The organism is Kushneria pakistanensis (assembly GCF_014652795.1).
GTDB lineage: Bacteria > Pseudomonadota > Gammaproteobacteria > Pseudomonadales > Halomonadaceae > Kushneria > Kushneria pakistanensis.
This window is the reverse complement of sequence record NZ_BMZM01000001.1, coordinates 196,657-222,928: the sequence shown is the minus strand read 5'-3', so window position 1 is coordinate 222,928 and position 26,272 is coordinate 196,657. Positions and strand designations below refer to the sequence as shown.

23 protein-coding genes are annotated in these 26,272 nt (G+C 61.1%); 8 read left to right on the top strand and 15 right to left on the bottom strand.

The features are described from left to right. Positions 1 to 83 precede the first annotated feature (83 nt). Both pfkB and ptsP read right to left on the bottom strand, forming a co-directional pair. Positions 84 to 1,022 (bottom strand): 1-phosphofructokinase, encoded by a 939-nt coding sequence (pfkB, locus tag IE123_RS00975; RefSeq protein WP_189514216.1) that lies wholly within the window; start codon positions 1,020 to 1,022, stop codon positions 84 to 86. Continuing rightward, positions 1,019 to 3,871, bottom strand: a complete 2,853-nt coding sequence (gene ptsP / locus IE123_RS00970) for a phosphoenolpyruvate--protein phosphotransferase (protein ID WP_189514214.1) — start codon at positions 3,869 to 3,871, stop codon at positions 1,019 to 1,021. The genes pfkB and ptsP overlap by 4 nt, the downstream gene beginning before the upstream one ends. Before the next feature lie 223 nt (positions 3,872 to 4,094). Here ptsP and cra point away from each other — a divergent pair, with 223 nt between their 5' ends. Beyond that, entirely contained in the window at positions 4,095 to 5,096 is a 1,002-nt protein-coding gene (gene cra / locus IE123_RS00965) for a catabolite repressor/activator (protein ID WP_189514212.1), read from the top strand. A 43-nt stretch (positions 5,097 to 5,139) separates the two neighbouring features. Here cra and IE123_RS00960 read toward each other — a convergent pair whose 3' ends face one another. Then, entirely contained in the window at positions 5,140 to 5,718 is a 579-nt protein-coding gene (locus tag IE123_RS00960) for a histidine phosphatase family protein (RefSeq protein WP_189514210.1), read from the bottom strand. Between the two features lie 211 nt (positions 5,719 to 5,929). Beyond that, entirely contained in the window at positions 5,930 to 7,270 is a 1,341-nt protein-coding gene (locus IE123_RS00955) for a purine-nucleoside phosphorylase (protein ID WP_189514208.1), read from the bottom strand. A 330-nt stretch (positions 7,271 to 7,600) separates the two neighbouring features. On the opposite strand from IE123_RS00955, the gene IE123_RS00950 reads away from it, so the two are divergent. Further along, positions 7,601 to 9,205, top strand: coding sequence for a sensor domain-containing diguanylate cyclase (locus tag IE123_RS00950; RefSeq protein WP_189514206.1), 1,605 nt, complete (start codon positions 7,601 to 7,603; stop codon positions 9,203 to 9,205). Here the strand turns inward: IE123_RS00950 and speB are convergent. The 5 genes from speB to IE123_RS00925 all read right to left on the bottom strand — a co-directional run bounded on the left by speB (position 9,167) and on the right by IE123_RS00925 (position 13,386). After that, a complete protein-coding gene (gene speB, locus IE123_RS00945) occupies positions 9,167 to 10,072 on the bottom strand; it encodes an agmatinase (RefSeq protein ID WP_189514198.1) in 906 nt (301 codons plus the stop codon). The two genes, IE123_RS00950 and speB, sit on opposite strands and share 39 nt — an antisense overlap. 146 nt (positions 10,073 to 10,218) lie before the next feature. Further along, positions 10,219 to 11,283 carry a molybdenum ABC transporter ATP-binding protein gene (gene modC / locus IE123_RS00940; protein ID WP_189514196.1) on the bottom strand — a complete coding sequence of 355 codons (1,065 nt, stop codon included), beginning with the start codon at positions 11,281 to 11,283 and terminating at the stop codon, positions 10,219 to 10,221. 39 nt (positions 11,284 to 11,322) lie between these two features. Further along, positions 11,323 to 12,027 carry a molybdate ABC transporter permease subunit gene (gene modB / locus IE123_RS00935; RefSeq protein ID WP_189514194.1) on the bottom strand — a complete coding sequence of 235 codons (705 nt, stop codon included), beginning with the start codon at positions 12,025 to 12,027 and terminating at the stop codon, positions 11,323 to 11,325. A gap of 36 nt (positions 12,028 to 12,063) precedes the next feature. After that, positions 12,064 to 12,843 (bottom strand): molybdate ABC transporter substrate-binding protein, encoded by a 780-nt coding sequence (modA, locus tag IE123_RS00930; RefSeq protein WP_189514192.1) that lies wholly within the window; start codon positions 12,841 to 12,843, stop codon positions 12,064 to 12,066. A gap of 171 nt (positions 12,844 to 13,014) precedes the next feature. After that, the gene (locus tag IE123_RS00925; protein ID WP_189514189.1) at positions 13,015 to 13,386 is read right to left on the bottom strand and encodes a winged helix-turn-helix domain-containing protein; all 372 of its coding nucleotides are present in this window, start codon (positions 13,384 to 13,386) and stop codon (positions 13,015 to 13,017) included. A 279-nt stretch (positions 13,387 to 13,665) separates the two neighbouring features. Between IE123_RS00925 and IE123_RS00920 the strand changes: the two genes are divergently transcribed. Together IE123_RS00920 and IE123_RS00915 are read left to right on the top strand one after the other, a co-directional pair. Continuing rightward, positions 13,666 to 13,959 (top strand): hypothetical protein, encoded by a 294-nt coding sequence (locus IE123_RS00920; RefSeq protein ID WP_189514187.1) that lies wholly within the window; start codon positions 13,666 to 13,668, stop codon positions 13,957 to 13,959. A gap of 264 nt (positions 13,960 to 14,223) precedes the next feature. Continuing rightward, positions 14,224 to 14,646: a hypothetical protein gene (locus tag IE123_RS00915; protein WP_189514185.1), complete on the top strand. Its 423-nt coding sequence runs from the start codon at positions 14,224 to 14,226 to the stop codon at positions 14,644 to 14,646. 133 nt (positions 14,647 to 14,779) lie between these two features. Here IE123_RS00915 and IE123_RS00910 read toward each other — a convergent pair whose 3' ends face one another. Together IE123_RS00910 and IE123_RS00905 are read right to left on the bottom strand one after the other, a co-directional pair. Continuing rightward, a complete protein-coding gene (locus tag IE123_RS00910; RefSeq protein WP_189514183.1) occupies positions 14,780 to 15,916 on the bottom strand; it encodes a YncE family protein in 1,137 nt (378 codons plus the stop codon). Positions 15,917 to 16,029: 113 nt separating this feature from the next. Then, entirely contained in the window at positions 16,030 to 17,058 is a 1,029-nt protein-coding gene (locus tag IE123_RS00905; RefSeq protein WP_189514181.1) for a YncE family protein, read from the bottom strand. A gap of 314 nt (positions 17,059 to 17,372) precedes the next feature. Between IE123_RS00905 and IE123_RS00900 the strand changes: the two genes are divergently transcribed. Together IE123_RS00900 and IE123_RS00895 are read left to right on the top strand one after the other, a co-directional pair. Continuing rightward, a complete protein-coding gene (locus IE123_RS00900) occupies positions 17,373 to 19,658 on the top strand; it encodes a FepA family TonB-dependent siderophore receptor (protein WP_308430175.1) in 2,286 nt (761 codons plus the stop codon). Between the two features lie 89 nt (positions 19,659 to 19,747). Then, entirely contained in the window at positions 19,748 to 20,716 is a 969-nt protein-coding gene (locus IE123_RS00895; RefSeq protein WP_189514179.1) for an alpha/beta hydrolase, read from the top strand. A 27-nt stretch (positions 20,717 to 20,743) separates the two neighbouring features. Here IE123_RS00895 and glpT read toward each other — a convergent pair whose 3' ends face one another. Continuing rightward, the gene (gene glpT / locus IE123_RS00890) at positions 20,744 to 22,078 is read right to left on the bottom strand and encodes a glycerol-3-phosphate transporter (RefSeq protein WP_189514177.1); all 1,335 of its coding nucleotides are present in this window, start codon (positions 22,076 to 22,078) and stop codon (positions 20,744 to 20,746) included. A gap of 281 nt (positions 22,079 to 22,359) precedes the next feature. Here glpT and cadR point away from each other — a divergent pair, with 281 nt between their 5' ends. Continuing rightward, positions 22,360 to 22,791 (top strand): Cd(II)/Pb(II)-responsive transcriptional regulator, encoded by a 432-nt coding sequence (cadR, locus tag IE123_RS00885; protein ID WP_189514175.1) that lies wholly within the window; start codon positions 22,360 to 22,362, stop codon positions 22,789 to 22,791. Positions 22,792 to 22,811: 20 nt separating this feature from the next. Here cadR and dcd read toward each other — a convergent pair whose 3' ends face one another. The 3 genes from dcd to arfB form a co-directional block, all read right to left on the bottom strand. After that, on the bottom strand, positions 22,812 to 23,378 hold the full coding sequence (dcd, locus tag IE123_RS00880) for a dCTP deaminase (RefSeq protein WP_086622150.1): 567 nt from the start codon (positions 23,376 to 23,378) through the stop codon (positions 22,812 to 22,814). Positions 23,379 to 23,554: 176 nt separating this feature from the next. Continuing rightward, complete coding sequence (apbC, locus tag IE123_RS00875; RefSeq protein ID WP_229819504.1) at positions 23,555 to 24,361, bottom strand: iron-sulfur cluster carrier protein ApbC; 807 nt, start codon at positions 24,359 to 24,361, stop codon at positions 23,555 to 23,557. Between the two features lie 150 nt (positions 24,362 to 24,511). After that, on the bottom strand, positions 24,512 to 24,922 hold the full coding sequence (gene arfB / locus IE123_RS00870) for an alternative ribosome rescue aminoacyl-tRNA hydrolase ArfB (RefSeq protein ID WP_189514171.1): 411 nt from the start codon (positions 24,920 to 24,922) through the stop codon (positions 24,512 to 24,514). 179 nt (positions 24,923 to 25,101) lie between these two features. Here arfB and IE123_RS00865 point away from each other — a divergent pair, with 179 nt between their 5' ends. Beyond that, positions 25,102 to 26,229 carry a serine hydrolase gene (locus IE123_RS00865; RefSeq protein WP_189514169.1) on the top strand — a complete coding sequence of 376 codons (1,128 nt, stop codon included), beginning with the start codon at positions 25,102 to 25,104 and terminating at the stop codon, positions 26,227 to 26,229. Positions 26,230 to 26,272 lie beyond the last annotated feature (43 nt).

Here is a 26,272-nt window from a genome sequence, read left to right as displayed (position 1 = left end):
CTCCTGTGCCAGTGCCAACCACTGGTCGCCATGCTGAGTGCGCCTGTCATCAGCAGGCAGCTCAAAAGAAATCGGGGGCATTATCATGTCGTCAGCGCCTCCACGTGGACCGCATCACACAACACGGCAAAGTCTTCAATGTCCGAGCGTCCCACGCCGATCCGGCGCACGGCGTCAGCCGACAGGGCCGTGGCAAAGCGCAGCGTCTGCTCGCGCGACCAGCCCTTCAGCACGCCATGTAACGCCCCGGCCAGCAGCGTATCGCCGGCACACACGGTGCTGACGATCTCGACCCGCGGCGGGCGAGCACGCAGCGCGCCGCCCTCAAACAGCCATACGACGCCCTCGGCACCCATCGACAACAGTACGTTATCGATCCCGCCCTGCTGCAGCTCACGAGCCGCCGTCAGCAGCGCCGCCTCATCCGCCAGCGCCCGCCCGACACACTCGGCAAGCTCATGCTCGTTGGGCTTGATCAGCGAGGGATACGCCCGGGCACCCTGCACCAGCGCCTCGCCGCTGCTGTCCAGCCACACCGGCAGGCCCCGCGCCCCGAGTCGTGCGATCAGTGCCGACAGCCACTCGGGTGTAATGCCCGGCGGCAGACTGCCGGAGATGACGACCGCCTCGAGTTCATCACAGCGGGCGTCGATATCACCGAGCAGCTGCGCCATGGCCGCCTCGTCCACCAGTGCGCCAGGGCCGTTGATATCGGTTACCCTGCCGTCGGCCTCGGAAATCTTGGCGTTGACCCGGGTTTCCCCGGCCACTCGAATGAAGCGGTCTTCCACGCCCCACTGCTGAAAGGTCCGCTCAAACGGCGCCTGATTGTCACGCCCCAGAAAACCACTGACATCGACCTGATGCTCATGACGGGCCAGCACACAGGCCACGTTGTTGCCCTTGCCGGCCACCGTCAGCGAGCTCTCCTGTGAACGGTTGACGCTGCCCGGTGAAAGCCGGGTCAGACGAATGGAGAGATCCAGCGCCGGATTGAGTGTCAGCGTCAGTACGCGGCTCATGACAATGACTCCAGCATGGCACGCACCTCGACCGCCGTCGGGCAGGCCAGCGCGCGCAGGGCCAGTGCCCGGCTCTCTTCCAGCGTCAGGCTGCGAATGCGCTGCTTGACCAGCGGAATCTGACGGCTGGAGACGGACAGCTCGTCCACACCCAGCCCCATCAGTACGCCGATCGCCTGCGGGTCGCTGCCCAGCTCACCGCACACGCCGACCCAGCGCCCTTTCGCATGGGCGGCATCCACTGTCATCTGAATCAGGCGCAGCACCGCCGGGTGCAGGCCATCGGCCTGGGCTGACAGGCGGGAATGGCCGCGATCGATGGCCAGGGTGTACTGGGTCAGGTCGTTGGTGCCGATCGAGAAGAAGTCGACATGCTCGGCCAGACTCGGCGCCAGCAGCGCACAGGACGGGATCTCGATCATCACGCCCAGCTGCACGTCAGGCGCATTTACCTCGGCCTGCACGCGATCAAAGATGGCCTTGCCGGCGTGGAACTCTTCCACGTCCTTGACCATCGGGAACATGATGCGCAGCGGACGATCCTCGGCCGCGATCAGCAGTGCACGAATCTGGGTCTCGAGCACCTCCGGGCGGGTCAGCGCCAGGCGAATGCCGCGAAGCCCCAAAAAGGGGTTGTCCTCGGCAGGCACCGGCCAGTAGTCCAGCGGCTTGTCGCCGCCGACATCCAGCGTACGGGCGACCAGGGCCCGATCATGACCCAGGGCGTCAAAGGCCTGGCGGTACTCGGTGATCTGGGTGTCCAGATCCGGTGCCTGCGGATGGGCCATAAACACAAACTCGGTACGCAGCAGGCCGACCGCCTCGGCACCACGCTCAACGGCGTCCGCGGCGTGAGCGGTGTTGCCGAGATTCGCGGCGACCTCCATGCGATGGCCATCCAGCGTGATGGCCGGGTCAAAGCGAACGCCAAAGGCTTCACGCTCACGGATTTCACGGTCGCGAATGGAGAGTTCGGTACGGGCGCGACGCTCGGGGTCGGGCGCGGGAATGACGCGGCCACGCTCGCCATCAAGAATCATGTCGATGCCGTTTTCCAGCGCCATGATGGTCTCACCGGCACCCACGACCGCCGGGATGCCCAGCGCGCGCGCCAGGATGGCGCTGTGGGAGGTGGCCCCACCACGGGCAGTCAGAATGCCGCGCACTCGTGAGGTATCCAGACGCGCCACGTCCGAAGGCCCGACATCATCGGTCACCAGAATGTAGGGATGCGTCGGCGGGTCAGGCATCTTCACGCCACAGAGATTGCCCAGCACGCGCCGGCCCACGTCGCGCAGATCCGCGGCGCGCTCGGCCAGCAGACGATCAGCCAGCGCTTCCTGCGCGCGGGCCGCCACATCAATGGCGCGCCACCAGCCGCCCTCGGCGCTCTTGCCTTCATTGATCGCTTCATAGGCGGCTTCGCGAAGTTCCGGGTCACCCAGCATCTCTTCATGCATGGAAAGAATCTCGGCCACCTCACCGCCGGCAGCGCGAATCATCTCTTCAAGCTGCTGTTCGGCCTCGGTGATGGCTTCGCCCAGACGCGCCTTTTGCGCCTCACGGTCGGACGCCGTCTCCTCGTAATGAAACTCCGGCGGGCGCATCACGAACACCGGCGCAATCGCCATGCCGGGTGAGGCCGGCACGGCCGTCAGCGGTGTATCCGCGGCAGGTGCCACCACCGGCTCGCGCGGGGTCTGGCGGTTGCGTGATGGGCGTGCATCGCTGGTGTCACCCAGCGGCGTGACTTCTTCACCCAGCCCGCCACGCAGCGCCTCGGCCATGGCATCAACGGCCTCGCGGGCGCCTTCACCCTCGGCCGAGAAGATCAGCATCTGCCCGCGGCGCGCGCCCAGCCCGATCACCTTGGTCAGACTGGCCGCCGATACCGCTTCGCTGCCGCCTTCGGCCAGCCGCACGCGCACCGGCACGCTCTGGGCCCGGGCGACCTGGACCAGCTGCTTGGCCGGGCGGGCATGCAGACCATGGGCATTGCGCACCCTGACCCGGACGGTTTCGGCACTGGCCGATTCACCGGACAGACGCGAGAGCAGCGCATCACGGCCCAGCCGTGCCAGCTCTTCGCCCTTGCCCTCTTCCAGCACGCTCACCAGTCGGTCGAGCAGCACATCGTGGGCGTTGCCGCTTTCAGCCAGACAGAAGACACCGGCGACACCATCAATGTGGGCCTGCGGCAGGGCCAGACCCAGCGCCGGCTGGGTGACGCCCGTGGCGCTGCGTACCAGCCACAGCTGCTGGCCCAGCGAGATGGCCTGCTGGGCCAGAATATCGCCCACAAAACGTCGATCCACACAGCCCAGCTGCTCAAGACGCGCGGCAGCCGCCGCGGTAAGTTCCAGCGTGGAGCGCGCTGGTACACCCTGAATGATGGTCTCGCCATCCAGGCGCGCGGTCACCGGCGCTTTCGACAGCAGGCGCACCACCTCGTCGGCATCCGCGGCGTGGGCCAGTTTTTCCGATACGCCTTCACGATCAAGCACATGAGTAAGCTGGCGCAGGATGTCGAGATGCTCATCGCTTTGCGCGGCAATGGTGATGACCAGGTGGACCCGGTTGCCATCGTGCCATTCGATGCCCTTGGGAAACTGTAGAAGGCGCACGCCGGTGGCCAGCACATGCTCACGGCTTTTCTGGGTACCATGAGGAATGACGATGCCGTTACCCAGCCAGGTCGAGGCCTGCTGTTCGCGCTCAAACAGCGCATCACGATAGCCTTCGCGGGCGAGCCCGCCTTCCATGAGCGCCTGACCAGCCTGATTGAGCGCATCACGCCAGTCGCTGGCGTGCTGATCGAGCAAAACGGCATCACTTTTCAGCGTGAGCATGGCGTATTGATCCTTGTGTGTGGCAAATCTGCGCAAGCGGCGCTATCAGATGACGCTGGCCGGCGCGCAGAACAGCATGAAACAGTTCATGACAGCATGGCTGAATCGTGTCACCTTTTCCTTGCCGTAATGCTGAAAGAGATTAGCCGGTGAATCAAGCACCAATGGCATGGACCCACGTCGTATTGACAGGCTCCTGCCTTTCATATCGGGAAACAACATCATGACGCTTGCAGAGATTGCGCGCCTGGCAGGCGTATCACGGACCACGGCAAGCTATGTCATCAATGGCAAGTCACGCCAGCACCGCATCAGCGAGGCCACGGTCAAGCGTGTCATGGCGGTGATCGAGGAACACGGCTATCGGGTGGATGCTCATGCTGCCGCCCTGCGTCGCGGCGTCAGCCGCACACTGGGCTTTGTGCTGCCGGACCTTGAAAACACCAGCTACGCGCGGCTGGCCAAGCTGCTCGAACACGGCGCACGCCGAGCGGGCTATCAGCTGTTGATGGTCAGCTCCAACGATGATCCGGACACCGAGCGCGAGCTGCTCAGCGCATTGCAGGCAAGGCGCTGCGATGGGCTGATCGTGGCCTCGAGCCTGCCGCCGGGAGAGGCACGCTATCAGCGCCTGATCAGCGCCGGGATGCCGGTAGTGGCCGTTGATCGGGCACTCGATGACACGCTGATGCCCTGCATCATCAGTGAAAACCGCCAGACTGCCATGACCCTGACCACCTCGGTGCTGTCACCGCAGGTGCAGGAAATTGTATGGCTTGATGCCCTGCCCGGACTTGCCAACACCCTGGAGCGTCGGGAAGGATTCAGGGCGGCGATGGCAGCACACGGCGGGCAGGCGGCACGCGCGCACCTCCACTCGGGTGCGCGCTATGACAGGGAAACCGGCATGGCGCTCATGCGTGAGCATCTTGAGCATCATGACATGCCCCAGGCGCTGGTCACGGCGTCCTATACGCTGCTGGAGGGGGCACTGGATGTGCTGCTGACACGATATTCGATGGCGGCACTCCAGGCACGCCATCTACAGATGGCAACCTTTGGCAACGACCGGCTGCTGGACTTTCTGCCACTAAAGGTCAATTCCATGCAGCAGGATCATGAGCGCATCGCCACGCTGGCGCTCTCCAGCGTGTTGAGCGCCATCGAAGGCAGGCTCAAGCCCGGCCGCATCGAAGTCGAGCGCACCCTGATTCGCCGGGACTAATGTCGTTGTAACGCCCTGCCCGAGACCATGGCAGAGCGTCAGGTCAGGCGATGGCCTGCCCCTGATATTCATAGACACCATACTGCCAGTGCGCACGGCCGGGCCTTTTGGGGCCCTGCCAGCCGCGCGAGAGCAGCTCTCGCGCCAGCAGATGGTTGATCATGCCGTGGCCGACAAAGAGCACCGAGCAGTGCTCCCCGGCAAGCTCGATCAGCTTGCTGGCCGCGGCATCGGCGCGACTGAACACTGCCCGGCGCCCTTCAGCATTACCGTGATAACCCAGCAGCCACAGGGCGCGAAAGGCGATCAGCCAGAAGGTGGTCGGTAGTGACGGCGTCGGCCAGCGCCCGCTCCCGTGAGGCAGGTCAATTTCACGCATCAGAGGATCACTGTAGACAATATTGCCCGCTTCCAGACGCAACGCCGACTCAAGCGAACGCGGTAAATCACTGCAAACCACGGCGGCGCACTCCTGAGCCACTGACAGAGCACGATCGCAGCGCGTGCCCTCATCAAGGCCCGCCAGCTGATAGCGCGCCACCCAGTCCCTGAAATCCGCAGCGGCCATCCTTTCATCAAAACGTACCTGCGGCGCTCCATGCCGCATCAGGATGATCTTCATGCCTCCGCTGCTCCCAGCAATAGTTGATTGAGATCAATTCTAGTCGTCAGACCCCGGGGGCCACCACTATCGTTCAGACTCGCGCAAAATCCCGCCCTGCCGAGCGCTCCGGCATGGATGCCTGACACGAGCATCTGACATGAGCGTATCGACAGCACAGCGCCCGGCAAGGGCCGGGCGCTTTTAAAGGCATTGAATGCCGAACGGCCCCTTAATCTGACGAGCTCTCTTTCTCATCAGCGGTTGCCGTCTCATCGTCACCCTCATCTGATGAGGCTGTCTGTTCATCAGAGGTCGACCTGTCAGAGGACGGCGCCTCACCATCCCCCTTTTGAGCGTCGTCCGCGATCTTCTCCGGCACGCCCTCCTGCCAGTGCGACCAGTCCGTCACGATCGACTCGATCAGTGGATAGCCTGCACGCACCATGTTGGTCAGGGCCGGGGTATAACCACCCTGCTTGGCATAGCCGGTCAGGCCGTCGGCATCGGAGAGCCCCTCGTAGGGACGATTGAAACTGGCGCCGGCCCGGACCACGGCGGTGCGCTCGCGCTGCAGGCGCCCGGCTTCATCGGCGCGCTTGAGCGCGGTCAGAATGGCGTTGTCTTCCTGCTGGCCGGTGCAGATATTGGCCTTCTCGCCGGCGACCTGCTCGCCCAGCTGGCGAGCGCGATCGGCCAGTCGGTGGCCATACCACCAGGTATCACTCGAGACGCTGTCACACTGTACGACGCTGGGCGCTTCACTGGCTGGCGCCTTGTCATAGTGCTTGCGATAGGCCGCCGCGCTGTCGCTGTCGGCAAGCTCGACGCTTTTTGAAAGTGCCACGGCGCGATCAACGAGGGCGTCATCCAGATGATAGAACTCGGTGCCGTACTCCTGATGGGAACCCTGTGTGGGCGTATGGGTATTGATGCTTAGATAGCCCGTGGTCCAGTTCTCGGGGATATCGCGGGCATCAAGCTCCCACTGGATGCCGACATCCACCAGATAGCGTGGCCAGGTGGGGGAACCCAGCGTGCCCTGCTGCGGGTCGATGCTGGCTACACCCGAGATCAGAAACCAGCTTTCGGAGAGATCGAATTCCGGCGAGAAGGCCAGCGTGGAAATGGAGGTCGCGGCGTTGGCATACCCCTTGCCGGTCGTCATCAGACAGACATCGTCATCGTTGCAACTGACGCTGCCGAAGGCGCCGTGCAGACCTGGCACCTGAATATCCTGCGTCGGTGACAGTCGTTTGCTCCAGACCCTGCGCTCCGGACCGAACGTGGTAATCACCATCGCCTTGACGTGGCGCGGTCCCTTGTCAGCCTCTGGCGTCTCACCGGCAGCAGTGGTGTCTGCACTGTCGCCATCTTTTTGAGAGACTTCCTGTGAGACAGTGTCATCGGACGCGCTGTCACTGGATGGCTCATTGTCGGAGGCCTGTGACCCGGTCTCCCGTGTCGCGGTGGTGGCTGCCCGGTCCTGATCGGCGTCTTGTACATCGGCCAGCGCCGGGAGTGACAGCGGCAGGGTCAACAGGGTGGCAGCCAGCAAACGAGGATAAATCATGACGTAACCTGCTGTTTCATCGAGATGACGCTGATCATCTCATATTCACTCGCCGGGCAATATGCTGTCCGGGCAGATACGCCATAAGGCCGGATCAACCGCCCCGCAGTGACAATCGGCACTAATTTAATTAAAATTAATGGACAGCGTCCTTCCTTTCTTCTACCTGTTTGGCGCGTCATGCTGCCCGGGCCATCAGATCGTTACTCTCCCATGTCGGCGCTCCGAGCTACCATAAAGTTTGTGTTTGCAGTGCCGTTAAAAAAGGAGCTTTCTGGTCACAATTTATTCTTTAACAGCATTATCTGATCGCCTCAGCCGGGACTGTCGATGCCCTACCTGAACTCCTTGCGCAACAGATTCATCATTACGCTCTCGATCATGCTGATGCTGGTCATGGGGATCCTGGTATTCATTCTTCATCAGTTGATGATTCCCAATCTGATCAGTGAGGAGCGACAGAGCGCTCACGTCTACGCCAACGTCCTGCAGGAGAGCATCGACAATAACGCTCGAGCCCTCAGCGACATGGCCTTTCAATGGGCAAGCTGGGCGAGCACCCGGGATTTCATGGAAGGCAGTCTGCCGGGCTTTCCACAGACGCATATCACCTCGGCTGTATTTGCCGATCGCAGCGCCGACATGATGTTGATCACCAACGCCAATGATGGCGTCGCCTGGATTGCCGGACGCAACCCCGTCACCGGCGACTTTACCTCCTGTGCCAGGCCCACGGGTTCGTGTCAGTGGACCCTTGAGCAGGTGCGCCAGATTCAACGCCAGCTGCCCCTGACCGACACCGTTACGCGCATTGGCGTCCGCCCGGAATTTGCCCTGCTGAGCACCTGGCCCATCGCCCGACATGGCAGTACGCTGCCTTCAGGCAAGCTGACCCTGGTACGCTTTCTCCCCGGGCAGTGGCGGCCCAACCCGATGCATATGGCCTCGACCCTGACGCTTTCCGCCATTCGCCAGAGCGTGACGGCCAGCACCGATAAATCCGCAGTGGTCATTGATGCTGACAGCGATGACAGCCTGCGCCTGACGCTTTTGCGCGACAGCGCCACGCCGGGCTATCAGGTCATGATGACCACACGCCTTGAGCGCCACAGCCTGCGTGCCGGCATCGAGCGCTTTAACCTGACCATGCTGGGGGCGCTGGGACTGTTGCTGCTGCTCATGATGATCATGCTGTGGGTGTTTCGCGCCATCGTATTGCGCCCCATCGGTGAACTGTCACGCTATGCCAGCGCCCTGCGCCAGTCCCCGGGCGAACATCTGGATTCGCCGCCGCCCTGGCTGCAGGCACGCGGTGATGAACTGGGCGTCATGGCACGCGAATTTCAGACGCTCATTCATGATCTCAACGAGCGCAATGCACACCTGAAGGCCCTGACCAACCGTGACGCCCTGACGGGACTGGGCAATCGTCGACTGCTGGATCGTCAGCTGCCACGTATCCTGTCACTGACACATCGTCTTGAACGCCCCGTAGCGCTGATCATGATCGATGTCGATCACTTCAAGCTCTATAACGACTTTTATGGACACCCTGAAGGCGATCAGTGTCTCAAGACCATTGCCGATACACTCAGGGATATCTTTCAGCGCGAGTCGGATCTTGTGGCACGGGTAGGTGGTGAGGAATTCGTGATCGTACTGCCCGACTTCGACCTTGATCGCGCGATGGATATTGCCCGCGGCGTCTGCACCGCCATGGAAGCCCAGTGCCTGCCCCATGAACCCTCGCCGACCCACAAATACGTCACTATCAGTGCCGGCGTGGCCGTCTCCTCGCCCGAACATCCGCTGTCGGGCGAAGCGTTGATCAAGCAGGCCGACGAGGCGCTCTATCAGATCAAGAAAAGCAGCCGCAACGCCGTAGGGTGTGGCGCCTCAGTCCCGCTCGCCACGCATGGCAATAAACGTCCATAGCAGGGTGGCTGCCGCCAGTGAGGTGATCTCCTGCGGGTCGTAGGGCGGAGAAACCTCCACGACATCCATACCGATCAGATTGAATCCGCGCAGGGCTTCCAGAAGCTCGAGCGCCTTCATGGTCGTGATCCCGCCGATTTCGGGTGTGCCGGTGCCCGGCGCATGGGCCGGGTCCAGCACATCAATGTCGAAGGTGATGTAAATGGGTGACGCCCCCATGCGCTCACGCACCTTCTGCGCCAGCGCCTCTCCTTCAAGTCTCATCAACTCGCGCGAGCTCAGCCACTCCCCACCCTGCTCGGTCAGCCAGTCCCGCGTGGAGGGCTCGACCGGCGAACGAAGCCCCAGACTCAGGGTCCGCTCCGGCGCCACCAGTCCCTCATCGATGGCATTGCGCAAAAAGGTGCCGTGGCCAATGTCATCGCCGAAGTGGCTGGCCCAGGTATCACAGTGGGCATCAAAGTGAATCAGTGACAGTGGCTGGCCCTGAAGGCGGCGCTGGGCGCGCAGCACGCCAAGGGTCGTCATGTGATCGCCGCCGGCACACAAAAGCGTCTGATTCGGCGCCTGCTCACAGGCGGCCATGACGCCGGCTTCGATGCGGCGCAGTGCGTCATGCTGGCCAACCTGCATGATATCGAGATCGCCCAGATCACTGACCAGCGCGCAGGGGTCGGTCTCGAACTCGGGGTGGCGGCCATCGGTCAGCATCATGCTGGCCCGGCGCAGGGCATTGGGTGCCATGCGCGCCCCCGGACGGAAGGTGACCGAGCAGTCATAGGGCAACCCCAGAAAACCAAAGGGCCGCGAGCTGTCCTGCGGCGCTTTCAAGAAGGTGGCAATACCCTGATACGGCAGACCAAACATGACATTCCCCTGTTTCGGCGTACAACGCACAAAAGGTGATGGCGAAAAGGCGCATCGTGAGGCCGCTCCCTCACCGGGTCAACGACTTCGCAGGACGCGCCATCGGTTTTTTTCAGGGTAGTCAGAAACGACAAAAAATCCCGATGCTAACCAGCCAGACTCACGCTTCGAATCAGCGCCACCACCGCAAGGCCTGGCCTGAGTCCGAGCGCTTCGGCCGCCTCGAGGGTAATACGTGAAAAAAGCCGCTGTTCACCAACCACGAGCGTGACGTCAAGTGTGCCGGGCGCCCCCGGCGACAGCGCTTCGATCACGGCATCCAGCTGATTGCGAAAGCTGCTGTCACCCTGATGCGACAGCGCGATGGCCACGTCACGGCGCCGCACGCGGACACGAACATCCTGCGCCTCACCGCTGTCCAGCAGCGGCAGGGTCAGGCGCTGCCCATCGCCAAGTGTCAGACGCGTGGCGTGCCAGGCTGGGTCATGGCGCAGCACCCGGGCCGTTAACAGGGTGCTGGCCTCGAATCCTCCCAGCCAGGGATTGAGATCGCTGCGCGACAGCAGCGTCTCCAGCCGGTCGCTGGCGATGACCTGGCCCCGGTCCAGCACTACAAGCTGCTCAGCGATCGCCATCAGCTCTTCCGGGTCATGGCTGACAAAGAGAATCGGCAGATCGATCTCGCGGGTCAGGCGCACGATATAGTCCAGAAGTTCCTGCTTGCGCGCGCCATCCAGGCCGGTCAGGGGCTCATCCATCAGCAGCATTTCCGGCTCGGCGAGCAACGCTCGACCAATCGCCACCCGGCGCGTCTCACCGCCCGAAAGTGCGCCCGGCATGCGCGCCAGCAGTGACTCGATGCCCAGCAGATCCACCACCCGATCAAATGCCGCGCCCCCCGTGATCCGACGTGCATAGGTCAGATTGCTGCGCACCCGGTAATGGGGGAAAAGCCGCGCCTCCTGAAAGACCACGCCCAGACGCCGTTGGTGAGGCGGTACAAAAATCCGTCGTTCGGTATCCACGAACGTGCGGTTGTTGAGCGCAATATGGCCCCGATCGGGGCGATCAAGACCGGCCAGCATGCGCAGCAGCGTGGTCTTGCCGCTGCCGGAATGGCCAAAGAGTGCCGTAACGCCCTGCCCGGGCGCCATGATATCGACATCGACATCAAAACTGCCCTGGCGGTGCCCAATACACAGTTCAAGCATGTTGGCCTCTCCGCAGTATCGGTGACGGTATCAGGGTCATCATGATTCCCCCCGGTCCCGACCGGCCATGCGCCGTCGGGTCCGTCGTGCCAGCCATTCGGAAGCGACCAGCGAGGCCATGGCGACCACGATCGAGACCACACAAAGTCGCGCCGCGGCATCTTCCATGCCCGGTGTCTGAATCAATGAATACAGCGCCAGCGGCAGCGTGCGCGTCTCGCCGGGAATGTTGGAGGCAAAGGTAATGGTGGCGCCAAACTCGGAAAGCGCTCGGGCAAAGGCCAGCACGGCACCCGTCACCAGTCCCGGCACGGCCAGCGGCAGGGTAATGGTAAAAAAGACCCGCAGCCGTGAAGCGCCCAGCGTCCGCGCGGCGGCCTCGAGCCGCGGGTCCACCGCTTCAAGCGACAGCCTGACGGCGCGCACCAGCAGCGGAAAGGCCATGACGCCACCCGCCAGCGCTGCCCCCTGCCAGGTAAAGGGCAGCGACAGGCCCAGGTGCTCATACAGCCAGCCGCCCACGATGCCGCGACGCCCCATCACCACCAGCAATAGATAGCCCACTACCACCGGGGGCAATACCAGCGGCAGATGCACAAGACCATCAAGCAACGACTTGCCGAAAAATTCATGGCGGGCCAGCAGCCACGCCATGGCAATGCCCGGCACCAGAATAATCAAAAGTGCCGTGCCGGAGACCTGCAGACTGATCCGCAGCGCCTCGATTTCAAGCGGTGTCAGCACAGCGACATCCTCACGCTGGCGCGGTCCGGGGATTGATCAGTTCGCATCATCCGATCCGTTAACCTCGAAACCGTACTGCTTAAAGGCACTGGCCGCGTCATCGCTTTCCAGCCATTGCAAAAACGCCTGCGCCTGCGGGCTCGGGTCCTTGCCCAGCAGCGCTGCCGGATAGGTGATGGGGTCATGGCTGTCCGATGGGAAAAGCCCCAGTTGATGCACATGATTGCCCGCCATGGCATCGGTGGCATAGACCACACCCAGCGGCGTCTCGCCGCGCTCGACCAGCGCCAGCGCGCCACGAACGTCGCTGGCACGGGCCAGACGTGGCTCCAGCGCCTGCCACTGCCCCTGGTGTTCAAGCGCCTGCCGGGTATAGATACCGGCCGGTACGTGCGCCGGATCCCCCACGGCAATACGCTCGCCATCCTTGAGATACTGCGACAGCGGATGGTCGCTGTCCGGCGTAAAATCTTCGATATCGCTGCCGTCTGCCGTGATCAGCGCCAGACGATTATTGAGCAGATCGCGTCGATCGTGGACCGGCTCGCCATGGTCCTCCAGCCAGTTCATCCACTTCTCGTTGGCAGAAAGATAGATATCCGCCGGCGCTCCCTGGGCAATTTGCCGCGCCAGTGTCGAGGAGGAAGCATATACCGGCACGATGTCCACATCGTGGTGCTGTTCGTATTGCTCGATCAGGGTATTCATGACATCGGTGAGAGAAGCGGCAGCCTGAACATCAATGCGCTCTGTTGCACTGGCTGTATTGCAGAACAAAAGACCGGCAGCCGTGAGGGTAACGAAAGGCCTGAGCATGGAAAATCGTCTTCCTTGAAGAGGGAATGGATGCAATCAATGTAGAGGCGCCACGAACAGCGCCAATCGATGTGCTTATATTTGCACATCGAAGATCCCGGCTCAAATACCCTCGTAACAACACAGCTTCAACCGGCTGTTATCAGAGCGTGTTGGCCTGGCAATACTGCGTCAGGTGGCGTCGTCGGATGGCGGCAGCGTGTTCATCAAATCGCCGAAATGCGTCGCCACCGCGTCCCGGGTCTGTCGTTCGACGCGTCGATAGCGCGCGACGATATCAAGCCCCAGCGGCGTCAGCCGGGCACCGCCATGAGCAGCGCCGCCCTTGCTGGAGAGGACCAGTGGCTGGCCAAAGGCTGTATTGAGCGCATCAATCAGATGACGCGTCTTGCGATAGCTGATGTTGGTACGTCTGGCCGCGGCCGAAATGGAGCCTGTTTCCCTGATGGCTTCCAGCAGATCAATCTTGCCCGGCCCCAGTACCAGACCGCCATCAAACACCAGTCGCAGTTTTGTTGTCGGGCAGGATGTCGCCTCAGCCATGGCGGAAAACCTCGTCTATGTCGCAAAGTCTCCGTTATAACACGCACCCATTGCCGTCGCAGTTTATGCCGGCATCAACGTCGGCACGACAGCGCCCTCTTTTTCAGCAAATATTAAGAAAAAATTTTCCCCTGTTTTCAGTAATTTGTCCTCAAGGATTGATATGGATAAATAATTTCGGGGAGGTCATCGTTTGCGCTGCCGGATCACGGCAGCCAGGCTTTTGATCAGCAGGCGACAGGGCCTGTTGAGTTTTATCCCAAGGACAGGAGAAACATCATGAAAGCGACATGGATTGCACCCTTCGTACTGGCACTGGCCGCAACACCCGCGCTGGCTGATGACACGGATACCGACAACGGTCAGGTACAGGACGGCGCTCAGCAGGGTCAAATGCAGCAGGGCACTACCTCTGGCAGCATGGATTCCGGCATGGGCAATGCCGATGCCGACAATGGCGGTCAGATGACACGCCAGACCGGTGGCACAGGCAGCAATCTGGACACCGATACTGACACCGATAACGGTGACATGGATCTGGATACCGACACGGACACCGATACGGATTCCTGATCGGCCGATGTCTGACTGACCAGGGGCGCAACACCAGATGTTGCGCCCCTGGTGTTTTTGTCACCTGCCCTGCCTGCTCCCTTCCTTATCCGCAACCTGTTTTATCCAGAAGATTTCTCTGTCTACTCAGGCATTCCCCTGCCCGTAATCTATATTGTGTCTTTCAGGTGCAGGCCAAACTGTACTCGATGTCGCTATATCTCAGGGCCTTGTTCAGTGCGTCATGAACGTGCTGGAAGGCAATCCTGACACAGGAGAAACCGCATGAAAGCAACATGGATGGCACCTTTCGTTCTGGCACTGGCAGCCACGCCAGCCCTGGCGGTGGATACCAGCAGCAATGTCCAGCAGCAGCAGAGTCAAACGCAGGGCAACGTCTCGCCCAACGCCATCAATCCCGGTCAGGGCAAACAGCCGGACGGCTACAACGATGGGGGCGAGAATCAGCAGCACACCGACGACTTCGGCCCATCCCGAACCGCCAATGCCGAAGGCGCGACCGACATCGGTGATGACAGGGACACCGACACGGGCACAAACGCCGACAACGCTGATAACGACACGAACGGCGATAACGACACCAATGCCGTTAGCAACAATAATGCCGATAGCGGTGCGAGCGCCGAGCGCGGTTCGAGCGTTGACAGCAGTGCGAGCAACGATACCGGCAAGGAAACCGACTCCTGAGCCGTCTCAGGGCGGCACGGCGCATGTTGTGCCGGATCAAATCGTGAGCGTTTTGAAGATGGTCTGAAAAAAAAACGGCCTCCTGTTCAGGAGGCCGTTTCAACATGTGCCATATCAGTTGATGTTGATGGCATCAGGGCTTGATATGGATGACGCGGTCGAGCTTGTCGGTCTGATGCTTGTCATCCAGTGCCTGCTTGAGCGACACATAGACACCCGAGGCATCGGAGATGGCCATCAGGCTATTGGGCATCAGCGGTGTCTGAACCGTATCCAGCAGCTTGTGGCTGTCGCGGTCATAAATGGTCACCGTCTGTGCCTTGCGGTTGGTGACGTACAGGCGATCACCTTCCAGCATCAGGGCCAGCGCCCCTTCACCACTTTCAAGCGTATCCTTGAGCTTGCCGCTTTGCGTATCCAGCACCGTCACATTGCCGCTGCCGGCATTGGTGACATACAGCTGATGCCTTTCAGCGTCCAGCGCCAGATTCAGCGGGCCTTCACCGCCGGTAGGCCATTGTTCGACAATCCTGTGGCTGTCCATGTCGACCACGCGCACGGCGTTGTCCTTCATGGTGGAGACATAGATCCGCTTGCCATCGTGGTCCACGGCAAGGCCGGTCGCCCAGGTGCCAAAGCCTTCGATGGTATCGGTCAAAGTGAGGTTGTCACCATCAATGACCCACAGCACGCTCTTGTCACCTACACCGGTCATGTAAAGCGTATTGCTCTGTTCATCAACGCTGAGCTGACGCGGATTGGGACCGAAGACATCGTCCTTTTTCGCCTGGGCCTTTTCTTCCTCGGTGGCCAGCGCCAGATGTCGAGTGCTGTTGTCGTCCAGGTTAATGGCGGTTACGCTCTGATCCAGCGTATGGCCCACAAACAGGGTCTGTGTTTTCTCGTTCAGCGCCAGTCCGAAGGGCTTTTGATCCAGTGCAATGGCATCTTCGACTTCCAGCGTCTGTGAATTCAGTCGATAGATGCTACCGCCCTGATTATCACTTTCACCCTTGCCAAAGCCGTCGGTGGCTGCCACATAAATCGCCTGCTGCGACGGGCTGAACACCAGTTCGTAAAGGCCCTTGGCAACGTCCTTTTGCGCCACAATATGCTCGGAAGCGTCCTGCTGCGCAGCTCCTGCTGCCTGTTGGGTCGGCTGCTCACCGGCCACCGCCCAGGGGGCTGACAGGGTCACAAGTCCCAGTGCAACAAGCGCGCCCTGTAGCAGGCGAACCGAACGTGAAGCGGTCTTTGGCATACCCGGCATGAATAATCCCCTGCAATAAATGTTCAGTGGGTCAGGATGTCACAAGGCGTGACAGCCCGCCACATGAATGTAAATGATTATCAGTTAAAACCCTGCATTGCCATCACCACCGTTCAGGGTGTGATCAGCGTGACCGTATTGCCCTGATCATCGTCGGGGTCATCCTGCTTGCCCTGACGTGCTGCCTTGTTGGTCACGAAGGCGTGATGCGTTGCCGGATCAATGGTGACCGTATTGGGATGCGTGCCGGTGGAAAGCGTCACGATCTCCCGATAGCCCTCGCCATCAAGTATCGTGACCGTACCGGCATTGCGGTTGGCGATATAGACATGATCGTTGCCCGGATCAAGTTTCACGCTCAGCGCACCATCACCGGCCGGGTAACTATCCAGAACACTGCCGTTTTCGGCATCCATCACCTCAAGTGCCCCTGCCTTCGGGCTGGTCACCAGCAGCCGCTGGCGCTTGTGATCCATGTCGATATCGATCGGCGCGTCAAGGGTCGTGGGCCATTTGTCCATCAGCGCTCCCTTGTCGAGATCGATCACCGCAATGGCGTTCTCGCCCATCAGTGTCACATAAAGCCGGTGACGCGCTTCATCAAGCACCAGACCGGTGGGACGCTTGCCGATATGCTCGATGGTGGGTTCCTGCTCAAGCGTTGTCGTGTTGACCACCCAGACCCTGCCGTCGTTGGCCACGCCCGTGATATAGGCACGCTCATTATTCTGATCGATCACGACATGGCGAGGCTCGGCATGCTTTTGCTCCCCTTCCGGCACCGGCTGGCTCACATCCGCCAGTACCAGCGTTGCCAGCACCTCACCACTGCGATCATCAAGGATGGTCAGCGAGCCATCCCGGCTGCCGGTGGCATAAAGACGATGCTGCTGTGGATCAACGGCGAGGCCGAATACCTGACGCGGCGTATGAATCGTGTCGAGCGTTTCCAGCGTTTTCGGATTCAGACGAAAGATTCGTCCGCCATCCTCATCGCCCCGCGAGCCACCCCCGGCCACCAGCAACTGCTGCTGATCCGGACTATAAACAGCCTCATAAAGGCCGTGATCGAGTTTGACGCTTTTGCTGATCTCGGGTGGTGTCGGCTTTGCCACGACGCCGGTCGAGACAATCACACTCATGGCAATGACTGCAGCCACGGCTGCTGTTAGCCTGCTGCTCCAGTGTGATGCCCCTGGGTTACTTCTCGCCATGTTTCCCCCTGTTCATGCCACATGTTGAAACAGCCCGCACCCGGGGTACTGACTGCTGCTGCAGGCATTAAGTCTTTTTTAACCTCGCGCGACGGCACTTTACTTAAAAATGAGAACGATTAACATTACCCCCTGCAAAAATATGGCATCGACAAAAGACTTCAATAATCGTCATGCCTGACACAATAAATCGGTGCAGTCGACTGACTCACCGATCAATACACAAGGGAATCATCCAGGGAATGCCACGCTCAACTTCCGGTCATACCGCTACCTTCGCCGTCGTCCTGGCGTTTTCTGCTTCCATGCCTTATGCAGGCAGTGTCTTTGCCGCGGCTCAATCCACCACCGTTGAGACACGTCAACAGCTTGAAAGCGAGGCAGTCACGGCGGATGCACCCGCCCCGGTCGTCGCTGGCGAGACCGGTAACGACATGGATGAAATGGTGGTGCTGGGTACCGCCGAGCAGACACTCAAGCAGGCCCCGGGGGTGTCGACCATCACCAGTGAAGACATTGAAAAGCGCCCGCCGACCAATGATCTTTCCGACATTATCCGTCGCATGCCGGGAGTCAATCTCACCGGCAACAGCGCCTCGGGCCAGCGTGGCAACAATCGCCAGATCGACATTCGCGGCATGGGACCGGAAAACACCCTGATTCTGATCGATGGCAAGCCGGTCAGCTCGCGCAACTCGGTGCGCTACGGCTGGCGCGGTGAGCGTGACTCGAGAGGCGATACCAACTGGGTACCGCCGGAGATGGTCGAGCGTATCGAGGTACTGCGTGGCCCGGCAGCAGCGCGCTACGGCTCGGGTGCCGCCGGCGGTGTCATCAACATTATTACCAAACGGGCCACCGAGCAGTGGATGGGCTCGGTCACCACCTTTACCAGCACGCCCACCAACAGCGAGGAAGGCGCCACCAAACGCGGCAACTTCAACCTCGCCGGGCCCCTGTCAGAAGACGTGAGCCTTCGCCTCTACGGTAGCGCCAACAAGACCGGCGCCGACGATTTCGACGTCAACGAAGGTGCCATCGCCGACAATGCCGACAGCATACCCGCCGGCAACGAAGGGGTTCGCAACCGCGATATCAACGCCGTGCTCTCCTGGCAGGCCACCGATCAGCAGCTGCTCGATCTCGAGATGGGCTATTCACGCCAGGGCAATATCTATGCCGGCGATTCGCTTTTGAATAACGGCGGAGAATTCACCCAGGACCTGGCCCGTGATGGTGCCGAAACCAATAGGCTCTATCGCCAGAATGTCGCCCTGACCCATACCGGCGAGTGGGATGACATGGACACCCGATTGACGGCGCAGTACGAGCGCACACGCAATACCCGTCTCAATGAAGGGACCGCCGGGCGCACCGAAGGCCTGATCCAGGACGGTAATGATTACGCCACCAATGAACTCAACTCCTGGCGTTTGAGCGCCGAGGCGGACTACTACACCAGCCGCGTATTCGAACAGGTCATCACCTTCGGCGGCGAGTGGAATCGCGATACACTGGAGGACCCCAGCGGCACCAACCAGAGTTTCGGGGAGACCGGCAGTCTGGCAGGCTTTGCGCCCAGCGGCAGCGACAGGACCAGCGCCGAGCTCAGCGGCGTCTATGTCGAGGACAACATCGAACTGCGCCCGGGCACCATCGTGACGCCCGGACTGCGCCTTGATCATCACAGCGAGGCCGGCAGCAACTGGAGCCCGAGCCTGAACGCCTCCCAGGAGCTCAGCGATCACGTCACCCTCAAGGCCGGCGTGGCCCGTGCCTTCAAGGCGCCCAACCTCTATCAGACCAACCCGAACTACCTGCTCTACTCGCGGGGCAATGGCTGCCCGATCGGCTCGCAGAACTCCTGCTATCTGGTCGGCAACGAGGATCTTGACGCCGAAACCAGCATCAACAAGGAGATCGGCATCGAGTATCGCGACAGGGATCTGGTCGCGGGGCTGACGTATTTTCGCAACGACTACAAGGACAAGATCGTCTCCGGGCTCAATCCGGTTGCCGTGACCGGTGGCGGCACGGATGTGCTGCAGTGGCGCAATGCCGACCGCGCCGTGGTTCAGGGCCTTGAGGGCAACCTGCAGATTCCGCTGACGGACCGTCTGCTGTGGAGCAACAACGTGACGTACATGATCGAATCCGAGGACAAGGAGACCGGTGACCCGCTCTCCATCATTCCGGAGTTCACGCTCAACTCCACGCTGGACTGGACCATCAGTGAGCGGCTCAATACCCAGCTCTACTGGACGGCCTACGGCAAGCAGGAAGCGCCTTCGCGCGCCACATCACGCTTTCAGGAGAGCAACGGCATCAACGATGACAGCCTCTCGCCCTACAGCATTGTCGGCTTCAACGTGGGCTACACCTTCACCGACCATCTGCGCGGCAGCTTTGGCGTCAGAAACCTGTTCGACAAGCGCCTCTATCGCGAGGGCAACAGCAGCGATTCAGGTGCGGCGACTTATAACGAACCGGGTCGCGCCATCTATTCCTCGCTGACCGCCTCGTTCTGATCCCTTCAATAGCGAAAGGATGACCGCGCCGTCGGAGCAAATGCCCGGCGGCGCGGTCATAGGGATAACACACCTCGCTGCGAGACCACATGACACAGCACCACCCCTGCGATGGCACCAGACGCCGACTGCTCAAGGGCGCCACCACAACGGCCCTTATGGCCCTGCTGCCCGGCGCCTTCTGGTCACTTTCGGCAGGCGCACGTCCGGGTCCCGACTTCAATGAGCCGCTGCCGCCAGGCATCGTCGAGAAGGGCTCCAGCGTTTACGACTTTCGGGAGCATCGCCTGACCAGTGCCGACGGGCAGCGCCACTACCGCATCACCGTTGCCATTCCCAAAAAAGAGCCCCCCGAGGCCGGCTATACGCCGATCTATCTGCTCGATGGCAATGCTGCGCTGGCGACGCTGGACGAGCAGCACCTGAAGGCGATGGATAACGCCACACCGCCGGTGCTGGTGGCGCTGGGCTACGACACGGATGCCCGCTTTGATGTCGAGGCGCGCCAGTGGGACTACACCCCGAAACGCCCCGATCAGGCACCCATCGTCAACGACCGGCACCCCGAGCGCCGCGGCGGCGGGGCCGATGATTTCATCAAGCTCCTGAATGACACCATCATGGCAGAGGCCGAGCGCGACCTGCCCATCAATACGTCCGCACGCGCACTCTGGGGCCACTCCTTTGGCGGATTGTTTGTCCTGCATGCGCTTTTCACCCGGCCAGCGCTGTTTGATCACTGGTACGCCGCCAGTCCCACGCTTCACTGGAACGGTTATCAGGTCATCGAGGAAGCGAATCGATTTCAATGGCCGTCGGATCACCCCGGTAGCGCCCTTCTGATGCGCGGCGACGCCGAGCTCAACCATCGCGGCCCCTACTCCAGCGGTGGCAGCGACCGGGAAATCAACGACCAGCTGCGCGCGCTGGCACAACGAATGGATCGCGTGGCCGGCTTTGACGCCCGCTTTGAAGTACTCGAAGGCATGGGACACGGTGCTGCACTGGCGCATTCGCTCAAGCTGACGCTCTCAAATGTCAGCGGTGCCAGGCTGTAACCGGCCCCGAGGGGCCGGCCTTCAGGATCAGTGAGCGTGCCTGCCGGCAGGTTTGCGCAGGGTCAGGGCGAGCAGGGCTATCGACAGGACACAGGCACCCAGCAACAGCACGAATCCACCATCCCAGCCGTAGTGGTCCACCGTATAGCCCACCATCGCGCTGGCAGCGACCGAGCCGCCCAGATAGCCAAACAGTCCGGTGAATCCGGCCGCAGTCCCGGCGGCCTTTTTGGGCACCAGTTCCAGCGCGTGCAGACCGATGAGCATGACGGGGCCGTAGATCAGGAACCCGATGGCGATCAGGCACAAAAGATCGATGGTCGGGTTGCCCGGCGGATTGAGCCAGTAAAGCGCGGTAAAGACCGTGACAAGGCCCATGAAGCAGATACCGGTGGCGCCACGATTGCCGCGGAAAAGCTTGTCGGACAGCCAGCCGCATAGCAGCGTGCCGGGAATGCCTGCCCATTCATAGAGAAAGTAGGCCCAGGAAGACTTGTCCACCGTGAAATGCTTGACCTCCTGCAGGTAGGTCGGCGCCCAGTCAAGCACGCCGTAGCGCAGCAGATAGACAAAGACATTGGCGAGCGCAATAAACCACAACAGGCGGTTTTTCAGTACGTGCTCGACAAAGATTTCGCGGGCGGAAAACTCGCGCTCGTGGCTTTCGTCATAGCCTTCCGGGTAGTCATTCTTGTACTTCTCGATCGGCGGCAGGCCACAGGTCTGTGGCGTATCGCGCATGGTCAAAAGTGCAAAGACCGCCACCCCCACCGCTACGGCCGCCGGCACATAAAAGGCCGAGCGCCAGTCGTTGAACCAGGCCATACCCAGAATAAACAGCGGTCCGATCAGCCCGCCGCCCACGTTATGCGCCACGTTCCACACCGACACGATGCTGCCGCGCTCGCCTTTTGACCACCAGTGCACCATGGTGCGTCCGCACGGCGGCCAGCCCATGCCCTGCACCCAGCCGTTGAGAAACAGCAGCACGAACATGATGGCGATACTGGAAGTCGCCCACTCCGAGAAGCCGAACAAAAACATGATCAGCGCCGAGCATAAAAGCCCCGCCGGCAGGAAATAGCGCGGATTGGAGCGATCCGACACCGCCCCCATCAAAAACTTGGAAATGCCGTAGGCAATCGAGACCCCGGCCAGCGCCAGCCCCAGATCCCCACGCGAGTACCCCTGCTCCACAAGGCTCGGAATGGCCAGGGTAAAGTTCTTGCGCACCAGGTAGTAACCGGCATAGCCGATGAAGATACCGGCAAAGATCTGCCAGCGCAGCCGCTTGTAGGTACCATCAATATCCGCTTCGGGAAGCGGCTTGCCGGGGCGCCCGGCCTTGAAGATGGAGAACATGAATGCCTCGACAGGTGACTGAAACCGCGCAACAGGGATAGCCTGCCTCCTCTCCGGGAGCTGACGAGTGTCATCGCGCTGTCATCAAAGTGTCATACTTAAACCAAACACCCTATCGAGACCTTGGTCGGGGCCAACATGGCCATGTCATTAACAGCTTTTTATTTGCCCTCTTTTCAGGCCTGGAAACGACAGCCGCGCCTGGATGCCAGGCCTCAGAAACCCTATGGTAACCACGTCAGACATGGACAATCAGTGCACGCCACCCATGGGAGCAAACCATGAAGATTGGAGAGCTGGCGAAAGAGACCGGCTGCAGCAGCCAGACCATCCGCTTTTATGAGCGTGAGGGGCTGTTACCGGCGCCGCATCGCAGTGAGAGCAACTACCGCCATTACGGCCAATCGCATCTCAGGCGGCTTGTCTTTATCCGCAACTGCCGGGCGCTGGCCATGAGCCACGCCGAGATTCACGCGCTGCTGGCGTTGATGGATAACCCAGGCGGTGACTGTCAGGCCATCGATGCGCTGCTGGATGAGCACATTCAGCACGTTGAGGTGCGCCTCAGAGAGCTTACGCAGCTGCATGGACAGCTGAAGAGCCTGCGGGAGAAGTGCGGCCATGCCAGCCCCATCGGGGACTGCGGCATCGTGCATGGCCTGGAGGAGATGTCACGGGAGGAAGAGCCCGGCAGCAGCACCCATCTGGGCTAGCCGGGCTGGGGGTCAGCGGTTCAGGTGCGGGGGAGCGTTACGCCACGCTGGCCCATGTACTTGCCGCCGCGGTCCTTGTAGGAGGTATCGCATACCTCATCGGACTCGAAAAAGAGCATCTGCGCCACGCCTTCATTGGCGTAGATGCGCGCCGGCAGATTGGTGGTATTGGAGAACTCAAGCGTCACGTGCCCTTCCCACTCGGGCTCCAGCGGCGTGACGTTGACGATGATGCCGCAGCGCGCGTAGGTCGACTTGCCCAGACAAATGGTCAACACATTACGCGGAATGCGGAAGTACTCCACCGTACGTGCCAGCGCAAAGGAGTTGGGCGGAATCACGCAGGCATCCCCCTTCACATCCACAAAGCTTTTCTCGTCGAAATGCTTGGGATCGACGGTAGCGGAGTGAATGTTGGTAAACACCTTGAATTCATCGGAGCAGCGCACGTCATAGCCATAGCTTGACGTACCGTAGGAGATGACGCGCTGATCACCGGCATGGCGGACCTGATCGTACTCGAACGGCTCGATCATGCCGTGTTCCTGCGCCATGCGGCGAATCCATTTATCTGCCTTGATGCTCACGAGGGGTGTCCTGTCGCAATGCCTGAAATAGAAAAGAGAAAGTCGATACGTCGCTGTGGAATCAAAGTGTCCGATGGCCGTATCTTAAAGCCGTGCATGATACCGACACGCCCGGACGGACTAAAGCCTGTTGCAGGCCGTGATCCGTCCGGGCGATGCGCCACGAGGCAGGCGTATCAGTCGCCGAAGCTGATCGACGGGCCGCTTTCGCGCGTTTTCGCGCCAAGCTGCTCATCGATACGGGCACTGATCGCCATGAAGGCACGCGCGGCATCGCTCTCGGGGTCGGCGACCACGGTGGGACGACCGCCATCGACCTGCTCGCGAATGCTCATGGTCAGAGGCAGACGACCCAGCACTTCGGTGTCGTACTGCGCAGCGATACGCGCACCGCCGCCTTCGCCGAAGACCGCCTCTTCATGTCCGCAGTTCGAGCACACGTGCGTGCTCATGTTCTCGACCACGCCCAGCACCGGCACGTTGACCTTGCGAAACATCTCGATGCCCTTGCGCGCATCCAGCAGGGCAATATCCTGAGGCGTGGTGACAATTACCGAGCCCGATACCGGTACCTGCTGCGACAGCGTGAGCTGAATGTCACCGGTGCCTGGCGGCATGTCGATGAAGAGATAATCAAGCTCCCCCCAGCCGGTCTGGGTCAGCAGCTGCTGAAAGGCACCGGCGACCATCGGTCCACGCCAGACCATGGCGGTTTCGGTATCGACCAGCACACCCATTGACATCATTTTTACGCCGTGCGCCTCGATCGGCTTCATGGTCTTGTCATCGACCATGGTCGGTCGGGTACCCGGCTTGATGCCCAGCATCTGCGCCTGACTGGGACCGTAGATATCGGCGTCCAGAACGCCCACGCGATGGCCCTGAGCGGCCATCGCCAGCGCCAGATTGACGGTGACGGTGGACTTGCCCACACCGCCCTTGCCGGAGGCCACGGCCACCACATGTTTGACTGTTTCGAGCACTGTTTCTCTCCTGTCCATTCCCTGCCGACACCGCCTGTCACGCTGCGATGTCATGATCGAGCGACAGTATAAACCCTCACCCGCCGACAATCCCAGGTGAAACACTCGGATATGACCGTGCCACGGCCGTTCAGGGGCTCACCTTTCGTCTCAGTGATCCACCCGGCCACGCAGGGCCTTTTTCTGTCCGCGCTGTTTCTTGCCTTCAAGCCGACGCTTTTTGGAACCCAGCGTGGGTCTTGTCGCCTTGCGTGGCCTGGCGGTATAGATCACCGACTTGATGAGCTGACGAAGGCGCATGAGCGCCTCCTGGCGGTTGAGCTCCTGGGTGCGGTGGGACTGCGCCTTGATAATGATCATGCCGCTGGCGGTAATGCGGTGATCCTTCAGGGCCAGCAGCCGGTCCTTGTACTCCTGCGCCAGACTGCTGGCCTTTATATCCATGCGCAGATGAATGGCCGAGGCCACCTTGTTGACGTTTTGTCCCCCCGAGCCCTGAGCGCGAATGGCGCGCAGCTCATACTCGCTGTCGTCGATGACAATGTGACGTGATATCTGCATGACGTTGTGTTTCCCGGACCCTGGTGGTCCTTGATGTATACAACCGGATGACCGGCACTATTTGCAGGATGTCTTAAGTGCGTCTGAGGCTCGGCATCAGGCGTGAATCTGCTTTCTATACTCCCATGACACCTTGCGCCAATAACAGCACACCCGCTGCCATGGAAGATGAAAACCGTATGGATGCACCCTGCCGTAACGATCTACCCACTCCCCGAAGGCTGGGCTGCCCGTGGCTGATGACACTCATGGCCACCCTGCTGCTGTTTGTTTCATCCGGACCGGTGAGCGCGCAGTCGCTGCAGGAACAGATTGATGCCACGCCTCATACCGACTGGCCCGAGCGCTTGACCGGCGATATCGAGCGCATCAATGCCGCCTACCCGGGTGAGATCGGCGTTTTCGTGCGCGATCTTGAAGACGACAGCCGCTTTTCCTTTCACGGTGAGCAGCGCTGGTATCTGGCGTCGATGGTGAAGGTACCGGTCGCGCTGGCACTGATGGACGACGTCGATGCCGGCCGGCTCAGCCTTGATGACACCATGACCCTTGAGCGCAGTGACTACGTGGATGGTGCCGGTGAAACCAACTGGCACTCCCCGGGTGAACAGCTCAGCCTGCGCTGGCTGCTCGAGCAGATGATCACCCGCAGTGACAACACCGCCACCGACATGCTGATACGCCGGGTCGGCGGTGCAGACCGGGTCAATGAACATCTCAAAACGCTGGTACCGGAAGGCTTCGAGCGCATCACCACGCTTGCCGACGTGCGCCGCTACGCCTACAGCGAATTTCACCCCAACGCCATGCAGCTCGACGGACTCGAATTCGTCGATATCCGCAAGGCGCGCGAGGAGAAGGCACGCCTCGCCGCCATCAGTCGGTTCATCGGCGTGCCGGTCAGCGACTTTCGCGCCCGCGATCTGAGCGAGGCGTTTGAAAACTACTATGCCGCCGGTCTCAACAGCGGTCGCCTTGATGCCTATGGCCAGCTGCTCACACGGCTGGTACGTGGCGAACTCCTTTCGCAGGAAAGCACCGATGAGCTGATGGCCGTCATGGCGCGCACCCGCACGGGTGCCAAACGTCTGCGTGCAGACTGGCCCGATACGGTGAGCTTTGCCCACAAGACCGGCACCCAGCGCGGGCGCTTCTGCGACGGCGGCGTTGCCATCCATGAAGGCGAAACCGGGGCGCAGCGTGTCGCCATCGTTGCCTGCACGCAGGGGTCACTGTCACTGGCTCGCTCGGAACAGGCACTAAAGGAGGTGGGCCAGGCCATCCGGCAATCCGGCGTCTTTCGCTGATGGCGCCGCCGGGTACGGCGGTCAATCATGACGCATCAACAAC